Below are 12,538 nucleotides of genomic sequence, written 5' to 3'. Positions count from 1 at the left end.
TTTCACATTATCACGCCAATCATCTTCGTCAACAAAGTGTGCGCTATTTCAGTGCAACCCATTTTCGTCCCTATTTCACCTTATAGCTAACTGCTGCAATGAGTGATAACGTGCCGGAAGGATAACGTTTGCGTATCTCGATCCCGACTTCAGACCTAAGTAAGCTAACTCACCGCGAACCTTACGCGGCAGAAGGAGTGTTATGAGTCAACAAACCCCTCTCTTTGCACAACACCAAGCCTGCGGTGCTCGCATGGTCGACTTTCATGGTTGGTTAATGCCATTGCATTATGGCTCACAGCTCGATGAGCACCATGCCGTCCGTCGTTCGGCAGGAATGTTTGATGTGTCCCATATGACCATTGTCGATCTCACTGGCGCACGTACGCGTGAGTTTTTACGCTATCTATTGGCGAATGATGTGGCGAAATTAAACCTCCCTGGTAAGGCCTTGTACAGCGCTATGCTCAATGCTTCAGGGGGCGTTATTGACGACTTAATTGTCTATTTTCTCGATGAACAACACTTCCGATTAGTGGTCAACTCTGCAACACGCGAAAACGATCTGGCTTGGATCTCAGAACAGTCCAAGGATTATGGTATTCAGATTGAAGAACGGCGAGATTTAGCCCTTATTGCGGTGCAAGGGCCTGACGCAATGGATAAAGCCCAGGCGGTAATGAGCGCTGAACAGCGCCAAGCTGTGGCGGGACTTAAGCCTTTTTTCTCAGTTAACAGTAACGGTTGGTTTATCGCCACAACAGGCTATACCGGTGAGCGCGGCTATGAAATTGCGCTACCTGCCACACAAGCCGCCTCATTATGGCAAGCCCTGTTAGAAGTTGGCGTAAAACCCGCAGGATTGGGGGCACGTGACACCTTACGCTTGGAGGCTGGGTTAAATCTTTATGGGCAAGAAATGGATGAATCCATCACTCCGCTTGCCTCAAATATGGCATGGACGGTGGCATGGCAACCGGAAGATCGAGAGTTTATGGGGCGAAGGGCCCTTGAACGTCAACAAGAACAGGGGGCTGAAAAACTGGTGGGTTTGATACTGCATGAGAAAGGCGTCCTCCGTAATGAACTACCGGTCTCTTTTACCGACATCAACGGTAATCCTCAGCAGGGCGTTATCACCAGTGGATCCTTCTCACCAACTCTGGGCTGTAGCATCGCGCTTGCTCGGGTTCCCGCATCGATCGGTGACAAGGCTGTGGTACTTATTCGCCAACGCGAACTTCCGGTTTGTGTAACGCAACCCTGCTTTGTTCGCGCCGGAAAATCTTTGATTTAATAATGGAGAATAAAATGAGCAATGTTCCACAACAATTAAAATATCGCGATAGCCACGAGTGGGTGCGTCAAGAAAATGATGGTTCTGTCACCGTGGGGATTACCGAACATGCGCAAAGCCTATTAGGCGATATGGTCTTTGTGGATTTACCTGAGATAGGTCGTGAAGTCACCTTGGGCGATGACTGTGCTGTCGCGGAGTCGGTTAAAGCGGCATCCGACATTTATGCTCCACTAAGCGGTGAAATCATTGCGATTAACGACGAACTCAATGACAGTCCTGAGTTGGTGAACACATCACCCTACGAGGCCGGCTGGTTATTTAAGATTAAGGTCAATAACGAAAACGAACTCGACCAATTACTCGATGCCAATGCCTACCAAACCTTAATTAATAAGTGAGCAATACGATGACGCAAACACTTAGCCAGTTAGAACATCCAGATGCCTTCATTCGCCGCCATATCGGTCCTGATACCGACCAACAACAGCAGATGTTACAGCAGATTGGCGCGCCTGACTTGCCGAGGCTGATTGCGTCTATCGTGCCTGAAAATATTCAACTCTCCACTTCGCCACTGCAGCTCTCATCCGCTAGCGAGCATCAGGCGCTGGCAGAATTAAAAGCCATCGCGGCGAAAAATCTTCGTTACAAATCGTGGATCGGCATGGGGTACAGTGCAGTACACACCCCACCCGTTATCCTGCGAAATTTACTTGAGAACCCCGGATGGTATACGGCCTATACCCCTTACCAACCAGAGGTCTCTCAAGGACGGCTTGAAGCGTTGCTCAACTTTCAGCAGGTCACTTTAGATCTCACAGGGATGGATGTTGCCTCCGCGTCGTTACTTGATGAAGCGACGGCCGCGGCAGAAGCCATGGCCATGGCAAAGCGGGTGAGTAAACGCAAACATGCCAATAAATTTTTTGTGGCAGAAGACATTCACCCACAAACTCTCGCTGTACTAAAAACGCGTGCCGAGACCTTTGGCTTCGAGCTGGTTATCGATAGTGCTGAGAGGGCGGTAGACTACCAAGATCTTTTTGGCATCTGCTTACAGTATTGTGGCTCGCAGGGGGCGTTGCATGATTATCGTCAACTTATTGCATCGTTATCACAGCAGGGCGTTATTGTTGCTGTCGCAGCCGAATTTATGGCATTAGTGCTTCTCGAATCGCCGGGGGAATTAGGGGCCGATATCGTTTTTGGCTCTTCACAGCGCTTTGGCGTGCCTATGGGATACGGTGGTCCTCATGCTGCGTTCTTCGCGACCAAAGAGACCTTCAAGCGGGCGATGCCGGGACGAATTATAGGTGTATCGCGTGATGTGCAAGGAAATATCGCACTGCGTATGGCAATGCAAACTCGAGAACAGCATATACGTCGCGAAAAAGCGAATTCGAATATCTGCACCTCACAGGTGCTATTAGCTAATATCGCTGGAATGTACGCGGTATGGCATGGTCCTGAAGGTCTAGCACGCATCGCGCAGCGTATTCATCGTTATACGAAAATTCTCGCAAAGGTGTTGCAAGATAATGGATTAATTCTCCGTTACTCACAGTGGTTCGATACTTTAACGGTCGAGGTTGCCGATAAAGCGCAGGTACTACAGCGAGCAAAACAGCAGCATATTAATTTGCGCAGCGATCTTCATCATGCAATCGGGATTACGCTGGATGAAACCACGCAACGGCAAGATATTATTGTTTTGCTGGAGGTACTGCTTGGACGCGCGATAACAGTCGATATCGACCAAGAGGATCGCAATGTCAGTCAGCAACGCATAATTCCTCAAGCCTTAATGCGACAACGTGCCATTCTGACGCACCCGGTATTTAATCAGTATCACAGTGAAACCGAGATGCTGCGCTACCTGCACAAACTTGAGCGTAAGGATTTGGCGCTTAACCAGGCGATGATCCCCTTAGGTTCCTGTACGATGAAGCTCAATGCCGTCGCAGAAATGTTACCGATCACTTGGCCGGAATTTGCCGACCTCCATCCTTTTTGTCCCACTCACCAAGCTGCCGGCTATTTACAGATGATCGAACAGCTTTCCGAGTGGCTGATTACCCTGACCGGTTACGATGCGTTATGTATGCAACCAAACTCAGGGGCGCAAGGAGAATATGCCGGTTTACTTGCCATTCGCCGCTACCATGAAAGCCGTTATCAAGGGCAGCGTCATATTTGCCTCATTCCAGCCTCCGCTCACGGCACCAATCCGGCATCAGCGCAAATGGCAGGTATGGAAGTGGTCGTCGTGGCCTGTGATAAGCAAGGTAATATTGATGTAGAGGATCTTCGTGCTAAGGCCAGCCAAGCCGGGGACAACCTCTCCTGCATTATGGTCACCTATCCCTCGACCCATGGTGTTTACGAGCAGACTATCCGCGAAGTCTGTGAGATTGTTCATCAGCACGGTGGGCAAGTGTATCTGGATGGTGCCAATATGAATGCGCAAGTGGGTATTACGACACCAGGACATATCGGGGCGGACGTCTCTCACCTTAATCTGCATAAAACATTTTGTATTCCGCATGGTGGCGGTGGCCCAGGAATGGGCCCAATAGGGGTTAAATCACACCTTGCCCCATTTATTCCTGGGCACAGTATTGTGCAGTCGACGCTGTTGACCGAGCAAGGTGCGGTCAGCGCCGCACCGTTTGGCAGTGCGTCGATTCTTCCCATTAGTTGGATGTATATCAGAATGATGGGTGGAGAGGGGTTGAAGCAAGCCAGTACCATTGCGATTCTTAATGCGAACTATATTGCGAGCCGCTTATCATCAGACTACGATATTCTGTATACCGGCCCTGAAGGGCGAGTAGCCCACGAATGCATCCTTGATATTCGCCCCATAAAGGAACGCACCGGTATTAGTGAAATGGATATCGCCAAGCGACTGATCGACTATGGTTTTCATGCACCCACCATGTCTTTCCCCGTAGCAGGTACTTTGATGGTTGAGCCTACGGAGTCAGAGAGCCTCATTGAACTCGATCGATTTATTAACGCGATGCTGGCTATTCGCCATGAAATCGAGCAAGTCGCTCAAGGAGAGTGGCCATTGGATGATAACCCACTGGTCAATGCACCCCATATTCAGCAAGAACTGGTCAATGACTGGACTCATGCCTATTCCCGTGAAATAGCGGTCTTTCCTGCGGGAGTCGAGAATAAATACTGGCCAACGGTCAAAAGAGTTGATGATGTCTACGGCGACCGTAATCTATCTTGCTCATGTGTACCGATTGCTGACTATCAATAAACCCTCTTATACCGCCCTCTGCCGATAGGGGGCTGTAACACCTCCTCACAGTTTTATTTAAGCTTACAAGTGTACTCTGAATTTATTCTAAGTTAGTCTAGTTATTCAGTCACTGGTTGATAAAGGAGTTAACACAGCTGTTATGGCCAAGACAAATACTCATTCTCCCGGATATTCATTGGCGGAAGAAATAGCAAACAGTGTAAGCCATGGCCTAGGTTGTCTTTTTGGTGTCGTAGGCTTAGTCCTGCTACTTGTCCAAGCGCTAGAACGTGGTGCAGATATCATCACCCTTGTCAGCTACAGCTTATACGGTGGCAGCATGATCGTGCTGTTTCTTGCCTCGACCCTCTATCATGCTATCCCTAATCAAAACGCCAAGCCTTGGTTAAAGAAAGTCGACCACTGTGCAATTTATCTGCTTATCGCAGGCACCTACACACCTTTTTTATTAGTTGGGCTACGCTCGCCTTTGGCGGAAGGCTTAATGGTGGTGATATGGTCACTGGCACTTTTGGGCATTATTTTTAAGCTAGTCTTTGCCCATCGATTTAAGGTGCTATCGGTGGTGACTTACCTGCTAATGGGCTGGTTATCGCTAGTGGTGATTTATCAAATGGCGACTAAACTCTCCGCAGCCAGCGTATGGCTACTGGCAATTGGCGGAATAGTTTACTCTTTAGGCGTGATTTTTTATGTTAACCGGCGGATACCTTTTAATCACGCGATATGGCACGCCTTTGTTTTAGGCGGTGCAATATGCCATTTTTGCGCAATCTATTTCTATATCAAGTAAAGGTTAACACTGGTACAAGAACTCTTCTGGAGCCAGCGTCGTAGTTAGCCCTAAACAGCTTCCCCCTCTAAGTCGTTTTCTTATCGTTGAGGGGGAGGAGGCGTGGAAACTACGCGTCGTCTAATGAGTAAGGCAATGGCTGAATACGTAATTCACTGTCAGATTCGCCTTCCACACGGAACCGATCATTAGTCCCTAGGTCGTTATTCAAGACAACTTGTACCCACAGCGTATTGGGCTCCACCATTACCGAGCAGAGAACCGTACCGGTTTTACGCCAATTTTCGCCCATTTGCAGTTCAATCGCGCTACCGGCGGCAATCGCGTGTTTGGCTGTGCCAGCCAGCCAATAGAGTGCTCGTTTGTTGGCCCCACGATATTTGGCACGGGCGACCATCTCTTGACCGCTATAACAACCTTTCTTAAAGCTAATGGCATTGAGTGCCTGTAAGTTTGTCGCTTGCGGAATAAACTGCGCAGTGTTGGCTGCCTCAATCACCGGAATGCCTGCGGCAATATCGGCGGCCAGCCACCGCTGTTGTTCACAGACCGCGGCGGACTCCTGGGTAAGTAACGCTTCGGCGTTAGCCGGTTCAGTTATTACAATATAGCGATTTTCTGGGGTGGCTAGCCACAAAAGCAGCGTGGATCCTTCACTCACCCGTGGTTGGGAGGCATCAGGTAATTGAGAAAAATGTTGGCTAAGGAAATCAGCAGCTTGCGTTCCCATCACTCCAAGTACTGAACGACTATCGTCGGCAATCAAGGTAATTTTAGAAAACACCGCATATTTTTTTATTTCAGTAAGCTGTTGTTCACGCACGTCACGTCGTAATAGATAGCTGTAACCTTCGCCGTCGTGGCAAATACGCAAGTTACTCCACATCTTACCTTTTGCATCGCAATGTGCGGCAAGTTGGTGGTCATTCTCTGCTAATTGACTCAGATCTGCGGTGAGTTGGCCTTGTAAATAAGCTGTCGCATCGGCACCTTGAGCTGAAACCAGCGCCCAATCAGTAAGCGAACAAATGGCTAGCTCGGTGTAAGACGTAGCAATTGCGGGTTGAGAATTCATGACATCTCCTGTCGTACAACAGTGAAGGTGAAAGCGACGCGGGCCGCTTTACGAAATTGGTCTCATTATTCATTAAAGCGTAAAGCCTGAAAAGAGATTAGCCAACACAAAAGTGCGAGTTATGCCGAAGATAGGGTGATTTACACTGCCGTTCAAACTGGCTCTGCGGTACACTCTCTTCCTCTGGTTGAGGGTATAATTAAGGAATAACGTGTGGAAACAGCAGAAATAGGTATTGAAGACACTTCTCGTATTCACTGGGCATGCCGTCGAGGTATGTTAGAACTGGACATAGCAGTCCGTCCTTTTTTCGAACACGAATACCATACCTTAACCGATGCACAAAAGCGTACGTTCATTGCCCTATTGAAGGCAGATGATCCTGATTTATTTAATTGGTTGATGGGGCATGGGCAGCCGGCGAGTGACGAACTCAAAGGAATGGTCGAACTTATTCGGACGCGCAATAGTGCACGCGGACCTGTGGCAAACTGAGATCCGTCCCTCGCGTTATGCCGTGAGGGCGGTTAACGGCTGGGTACTCTTTACTCTAGCCGTAATCTTGCTTTCGCCGTGGTTTGGTTTGTTTTACCTACTTAAGCCTTTAGCCATTGTAGCGGTTATCATCGAAAGGTCACGGTCGCTGAAAAGACTTTCATTAAGGGTTGGCCCCCTAGGGATTGATAATCAAGAGACATGGTACTGGCAGCACCAACAGTGGCGACTTAGCGCGCCACTCTGTTGGCTACCTTGGGGAGTGATGATCAGTTGGCGTTCGGCACAACACACTCAGTATTTCTGGTTAATGGCGGATACCATGTCTGAAGAGGCTTGGCGTAACTTACGCTTCTACTGGTTAAAAGGTCGTAATCGACAATGGAAGTAATCGCTACAGTAGCGCAGCGACTTCATCGAGAACCTGTTCGCACCAATTTGCAATGCGCTCATCCGTCTCTTCAAACTGATTCACATCATCTAAGGCCAGTCCTACAAAGTGATGTCCATCGGCAGTGAGCGGTTTTTGACTGATAAATTCATACCCCGTAATCGGCCAATAGCCGACAAACGCGACATCTTTTGGTTGTAACAAGTCGTGCAGCATACCGAGTGCATCTAAAAACCATTCGCTGTAACCCGCCTGATCCCCCATTCCATAGAGGGCGATAATTTTTCCAGAGAGATCGAGTTCAGCCAGCGTTTGCCATTGTGCCTCCCAATCCTCCTGCAATTCGCCGAAGTCCCATGTTGGCATACCTAAGATCAACAAATCGTACTCGGCCATTGCAGAGAGGGCATAGTCCTTAACATTGTGTAAGGTCACCAAATCATGGCCGATAAACGCTTGAATCTTCTCTGCGGCCATCTCGGTATAACAGGTACTTGAACCGTAAAATAACCCTATTTTCATGCTTAATTGACTCGTAGGTTCCCATTCTGGGTTGAGTGTATCAGAAAGCATACAGGGAGGCGTAGTTGATGCATAATAGTGACCGTTTAGCTCAAGTAACCGGAAAAAGAATCAATGAAGAAATCGACGTCAACACCGTCAATGGATCCCCTTCTTGAAGGCTTTATTGACCAATTGTGGATTGAGCGCAACTTAGCAGAGAATACTTTAGAAGCCTATCGTCGCGATCTTAAACAGCTGGTGGAGTGGCTTGAGGCGCACCAATTAGCGCTACTCACCGTGAGTGCGCCCGAGTTACAAGGTTTTTTGGCTGAGAAGCTAGAAGGGGGTTATCGCGTAACCAGTTCAGCACGTCAGCTCAGTGCGATGCGCCAGCTTTTCCAATATCTTTATCGTGAGCAGATACGCCCCGATGATCCGAGCGCATTACTTTCCTCCCCTAAATTGCCGCAACGGTTACCGAAGGATCTGAGTGAAGCACAAGTCGCTCGCCTACTTGAAGCCCCTTCCACCGAAATTCCGCTAGAGCTGCGTGATAAAGCGATGATCGAGCTGCTTTACGCCACCGGATTACGGGTGTCGGAATTAACGGGACTCACCCTCAGTGATCTCAGCTTACGTCAGGGAGTGGTAAGAATTTTGGGGAAAGGTAATAAGGAGCGATTAGTGCCGCTGGGGGAAGAGGCGATTTATTGGCTAGAAAATTATCTAGAACATGGCCGACCTTGGCTGATTAATGGCGCAAAAATTGATATAATCTTCCCCAGTAACCGTGGGCAGCAAATGACTCGGCAAACATTTTGGCATCGTATTAAACACTATGCGTTAATCGCGGGTATTGATAGCGCTAAGCTCTCGCCCCATGTGCTGCGTCACGCCTTTGCAACCCATTTGCTCAATCACGGTGCCGATTTGCGCGTCGTACAAATGCTACTCGGTCACAGCGACCTTTCGACAACACAAATTTATACGCATGTTGCCAACGAACGACTCCGTCAACTGCATCAACAGCATCACCCACGCGCCTAGCGGGGTGAAAATAAGGATAAGACAATGCTGAAAAAAACGTTAATCCCAATGGTCGCATTATTCGCGACATTTTCCAGCGCCAGCTATGCCAATAACGCAGCGATCATCCAATCGTTGACCAAGTTAGGCGTAAACATCAGTGATATCCAGCCTTCGCCGTTATCAGGTATTAGCACAGTATTAACGGATAACGGAGTGCTTTATGTCACTGACGACGGTAAACAGATGATCCAAGGCCCACTGTACGATATCAGCGGCAAAAACGCGGTTAATGTCACTTTCCAAACCTTAGACAAGAAAGTGGAAGCCCTAGCACCGGAGATGATTGTCTATAAAGCGCCTAAAGAGCAATATGTGGTCACCGTGTTTACCGATATCACTTGTGGTTACTGTCGTAAGTTACACCAACAGATCTCAGATTATAATGCGTTAGGGATCACTATCCGTTATCTCGCGTTCCCACGTCAAGGTATGCAGGGCGATGTGGCTAAAGCGATGAAAAATGTATGGTGTGCCAAAGATCGTAAAGCAGCCTTTGATGCCGCAATGGCCGGTAAAACTCCTGCTGCTGGCAGCTGTAACGTCGATATTGGTAAACAGTATCAATTAGGTCTGCTGTATGGCATTCAAGGGACACCAGCGATGCTCACCAAAAACGGTGTCATGATCCCCGGTTATCAAGGACCTAATGAGTTAAAACAGTATCTGGATCGTATCAACGCAGGATAATCCCTTGTCTTCACGCGCTATACCAGAACTACAACGACGTCAGCCACAGGCTGACGTCGAGCTTTCGGCTACGCTTCCTCCTCTATTGCAACAATTGTATCGGCAGCGGGGTATCACTGATGCGGCACAATTGGAGCGGGGCGCGAATTATCTTTTATCCCCTCAGGGATTAACCGGCATTGATCGGGCCGTGCAGTTATTACACCAGGCCATGCGTGATAATCTGCATATCATGGTGGTGGGTGACTTTGACGCGGATGGCGCAACCAGTACGGCACTCTCTGTCTTAGCGTTGCAACAGTTTGGCGCTCAACGGGTCAGTTATCTGGTGCCTAACCGGTTCGAGCAAGGCTATGGGCTCAGCCCTGAGGTCGTCGACCTGGCCCACGCCCGGCAAGCGCAGCTTATTTTTACCGTCGATAACGGCATTTCTTCAATTAGCGGGGTCGAGCACGCCACGCAGTTAGGCATCCCCGTTATTATTACCGATCACCATCTTCCCGGTGAGGTGTTACCCGCGGCGGCGGCGATGGTTAACCCCAATCTGCCGGAGGCAACCTTTCCTTCGAAAAATTTAGCCGGGGTCGGCGTGGCATTTTATGTGATGCTCGCACTGCGCGCTTACTTGCGAGAGCAAGGGTGGTTTACTGGGACGATCCCCAATCTGGCCGATCTGTTAGATCTAGTTGCGCTTGGTACCGTAGCCGATGTGGTGCCACTCGACGCGAATAACCGGATTTTGGTGTGGCAAGGTCTGCAGCGTATTCGTGCCGGCAAGTGCCGTCCAGGAATTCGGGCATTACTTGAGGTGAGTCAACGGCAAGCTTCACGTCTGAACGCCAGTGATCTCGGTTTTGCACTAGGTCCAAGACTTAATGCGGCGGGGCGGCTCGATGATATGTCCCATGGCGTCGAATTACTGATTACCGAGAGCGAGCCACAAGCTCGGATGTTAGCGACTGAACTTGACGCCCTCAACCAGACCCGCAAAGAGATTGAGCAGGGGATGCAACAAGAGGCTTTACTGATTTGTGAGCAGCTTGAAAAACAGCAACATCTTCCCAGGGGCTTAGCCTTCTACCATCCAGAATGGCACCAAGGGGTAGTTGGTATTGTCGCGTCACGCTTAAAAGAGCGTTTCCATCGACCGGTTATTGCTTTTGCTCCCGCAGGGGAGGGCACCTTAAAAGGATCGGGCCGCTCAATTGCTGGCCTGCATCTACGAGATGTTCTCGAACGCCTAGATAGCCAACATCCCGGATTAATTCTTAAGTTCGGTGGCCATGCGATGGCGGCAGGGCTAAGTTTAACGGAAGAGCAATTCCCACGCTTTCGTGATTATTTTGCGCAATTGGTCACAGAGTGGCTGGATCATGATGTGCTACAAGGCGTGATCTGGTCTGACGGTGAATTACCCGCACAGCAATTGAACGTTGAAACGGCTGAGATGTTACGCAACGCGGGGCCATGGGGGCAGAGTTTTCCCGAGCCACTGTTCGATGGTGAATTCAAACTATTGCAACAACGGTTAGTGGGGCAAAAACATTTGAAGCTACTTCTCGAACCGGTGAATGGCGGTCCGCTCATTGATGGCATTGCCTTTAATATCGACTTACGCCAATGGCCCGATCCCAGCATTCAACGCGCGACTTTGGCGTATAAATTGGATGTGAATGAGTATCGCGGACAACGTAGCGCCCAATTATTAGTCGAATACCTCTGGCCGAAAGCCTAAAAAGAGGTTACACGCTGAGGGGAGTTTCGGGTAGAATCTCCACCCTCTGTTTTACTTTTTTATCTTCAACTTAAGACAACAAACTATGTTTGAAATCAATCCGATAAAAAATCGTATTCAAGACCTCACCGAGCGCAGCGATGTTCTTCGGGGGTACCTTTGACTATGATGCAAAAAATGAGCGTTTAGAAGAAGTTAACGCTGAACTTGAACAATCTGATGTCTGGAACGAACCTGACCGTGCGCAAGCGCTAGGAAAAGAGCGTTCCTCCTTAGAAGCGATTGTCGAAACCTTCGATCAGTTAGCGCAAGGGCTCGAAGATGTCAGTGGGTTAGTCGAACTCGCGATCGAAGCCGATGACGAAGAAACCTTTAATGAAGCGGTTGTCGAGCTGGATACCCTCGATAAAAAACTGGCTGAATTAGAGTTCCGTCGTATGTTTTCCGGCGAATACGACAGTGCCGATTGTTATATCGATCTCCAAGCAGGTTCAGGCGGAACTGAGGCTCAGGATTGGGCAAACATGTTGTTACGGATGTACCTACGCTGGGCGGAAGCGAAAGGCTTCAAAACCGAAATCATCGAAGTTTCCGACGGCGATGTGGCAGGGATTAAATCCGCGACGTTGAAAATTATCGGTGACTATGCTTTTGGTTGGTTAAGAACCGAAACCGGTGTTCACCGTCTAGTCCGTAAAAGTCCGTTTGACTCAGGGGGACGTCGTCATACCTCCTTTAGCTCTGCCTTTATCTATCCAGAAGTGGACGATGATATTGATATTGAGATCAATCCAGCAGATCTGCGGATTGATGTCTATCGTGCCTCCGGGGCAGGGGGACAGCACGTCAACCGCACCGAATCCGCGGTACGTATTACTCACCTTCCTAGCGGTATCGTCACCCAGTGTCAGAACGATCGCTCTCAGCATAAAAATAAAGACCAAGCGATGAAGCAGATGAAAGCGAAGCTGTACGAGCTGGAAATGCAGAAGAAAAATGCTGAAAAGCAGGTGATGGAAGATAACAAATCTGACATTGGATGGGGCAGTCAAATCCGTTCTTACGTTCTCGATGACTCGCGGATCAAAGACCTTCGCACCAGTGTTGAAACTCGAAATACGCAGGCCGTCCTTGATGGCGATCTAGACCGATTTATTGAAGCTAGCCTGAAAGCTGGCCTATAAGGAACCTT

General features: G+C 49.0%; 12 protein-coding genes. 10 read left to right on the top strand and 2 right to left on the bottom strand.

Going from position 1 to position 12,538, the window contains the following annotated elements; genetic code table 11:
• The first annotated feature begins 202 nt into the window (after nt 1-202).
• From gcvT to trhA, 4 genes are all read left to right on the top strand, one after another.
• Nucleotides 203-1,297: a glycine cleavage system aminomethyltransferase GcvT gene (gene gcvT / locus HH682_RS03445; RefSeq protein WP_214236228.1), complete on the top strand. Its 1,095-nt coding sequence runs from the start codon at nt 203-205 to the stop codon at nt 1,295-1,297.
• Between the two features lie 14 nt (nt 1,298-1,311).
• Complete coding sequence (gene gcvH, locus HH682_RS03440; RefSeq protein ID WP_214236227.1) at nt 1,312-1,698, top strand: glycine cleavage system protein GcvH; 387 nt, start codon at nt 1,312-1,314, stop codon at nt 1,696-1,698.
• A gap of 8 nt (nt 1,699-1,706) precedes the next feature.
• Nucleotides 1,707-4,574, top strand: a complete 2,868-nt coding sequence (gene gcvP, locus HH682_RS03435) for an aminomethyl-transferring glycine dehydrogenase (protein ID WP_214236226.1) — start codon at nt 1,707-1,709, stop codon at nt 4,572-4,574.
• Between the two features lie 142 nt (nt 4,575-4,716).
• A complete protein-coding gene (gene trhA, locus HH682_RS03430; RefSeq protein ID WP_214236225.1) occupies nt 4,717-5,370 on the top strand; it encodes a PAQR family membrane homeostasis protein TrhA in 654 nt (217 codons plus the stop codon).
• 109 nt (nt 5,371-5,479) lie between these two features.
• On the opposite strand, the gene ygfZ is transcribed toward trhA, so the two are convergent.
• Nucleotides 5,480-6,445, bottom strand: a complete 966-nt coding sequence (gene ygfZ, locus HH682_RS03425; protein ID WP_214236224.1) for a tRNA-modifying protein YgfZ — start codon at nt 6,443-6,445, stop codon at nt 5,480-5,482.
• Between the two features lie 228 nt (nt 6,446-6,673).
• Between ygfZ and sdhE the strand changes: the two genes are divergently transcribed.
• Together sdhE and HH682_RS03415 are read left to right on the top strand one after the other, a co-directional pair.
• A complete protein-coding gene (gene sdhE / locus HH682_RS03420; RefSeq protein ID WP_048912650.1) occupies nt 6,674-6,940 on the top strand; it encodes an FAD assembly factor SdhE in 267 nt (88 codons plus the stop codon).
• A complete protein-coding gene (locus HH682_RS03415; protein ID WP_214236223.1) occupies nt 6,915-7,331 on the top strand; it encodes a protein YgfX in 417 nt (138 codons plus the stop codon). Before sdhE ends, HH682_RS03415 begins: the two co-directional genes overlap by 26 nt.
• A gap of 3 nt (nt 7,332-7,334) precedes the next feature.
• On the opposite strand, the gene fldB is transcribed toward HH682_RS03415, so the two are convergent.
• Nucleotides 7,335-7,853 carry a flavodoxin FldB gene (gene fldB, locus HH682_RS03410; RefSeq protein WP_214236222.1) on the bottom strand — a complete coding sequence of 173 codons (519 nt, stop codon included), beginning with the start codon at nt 7,851-7,853 and terminating at the stop codon, nt 7,335-7,337.
• 141 nt (nt 7,854-7,994) lie between these two features.
• Between fldB and xerD the strand changes: the two genes are divergently transcribed.
• From xerD to prfB, 4 genes are all read left to right on the top strand, one after another.
• Entirely contained in the window at nt 7,995-8,882 is an 888-nt protein-coding gene (xerD, locus tag HH682_RS03405; RefSeq protein WP_214236313.1) for a site-specific tyrosine recombinase XerD, read from the top strand.
• Between the two features lie 27 nt (nt 8,883-8,909).
• On the top strand, nt 8,910-9,611 hold the full coding sequence (gene dsbC, locus HH682_RS03400; RefSeq protein WP_250318538.1) for a bifunctional protein-disulfide isomerase/oxidoreductase DsbC: 702 nt from the start codon (nt 8,910-8,912) through the stop codon (nt 9,609-9,611).
• 4 nt (nt 9,612-9,615) lie between these two features.
• The gene (gene recJ, locus HH682_RS03395; protein WP_250318528.1) at nt 9,616-11,346 is read left to right on the top strand and encodes a single-stranded-DNA-specific exonuclease RecJ; all 1,731 of its coding nucleotides are present in this window, start codon (nt 9,616-9,618) and stop codon (nt 11,344-11,346) included.
• Between the two features lie 85 nt (nt 11,347-11,431).
• Nucleotides 11,432-12,530 (top strand): peptide chain release factor 2 gene (gene prfB, locus HH682_RS03390; protein WP_214236220.1). Its coding sequence is split into 2 segments (ribosomal slippage): nt 11,432-11,506 and nt 11,508-12,530, totalling 1,098 coding nucleotides; the frame shifts between segments, so codons are not numbered across the junction.
• Nucleotides 12,531-12,538: the final 8 nt, after the last annotated feature.

This window comes from Rosenbergiella gaditana (assembly GCF_018494065.1).
In the GTDB taxonomy this organism is placed as follows: Bacteria; Pseudomonadota; Gammaproteobacteria; order Enterobacterales; family Enterobacteriaceae; genus Rosenbergiella; species Rosenbergiella gaditana.
Note: the sequence above shows the minus strand (reverse complement) of the source record. Positions and strands in the feature narration are given on the sequence as shown.

Coding starts and splice junctions, on each gene's coding strand:
- ygfZ (WP_214236224.1), bottom strand. CDS start 6,445: ATGAATTCTCAACCCGCAATTGCTACGTCTTACACCGAGCTAGCCATT.
- fldB (WP_214236222.1), bottom strand. CDS start 7,853: ATGAAAATAGGGTTATTTTACGGTTCAAGTACCTGTTATACCGAGATG.
- trhA (WP_214236225.1), top strand. CDS start 4,717: ATGGCCAAGACAAATACTCATTCTCCCGGATATTCATTGGCGGAAGAA.
- xerD (WP_214236313.1), top strand. CDS start 7,995: ATGGATCCCCTTCTTGAAGGCTTTATTGACCAATTGTGGATTGAGCGC.
- gcvH (WP_214236227.1), top strand. CDS start 1,312: ATGAGCAATGTTCCACAACAATTAAAATATCGCGATAGCCACGAGTGG.
- gcvP (WP_214236226.1), top strand. CDS start 1,707: ATGACGCAAACACTTAGCCAGTTAGAACATCCAGATGCCTTCATTCGC.
- gcvT (WP_214236228.1), top strand. CDS start 203: ATGAGTCAACAAACCCCTCTCTTTGCACAACACCAAGCCTGCGGTGCT.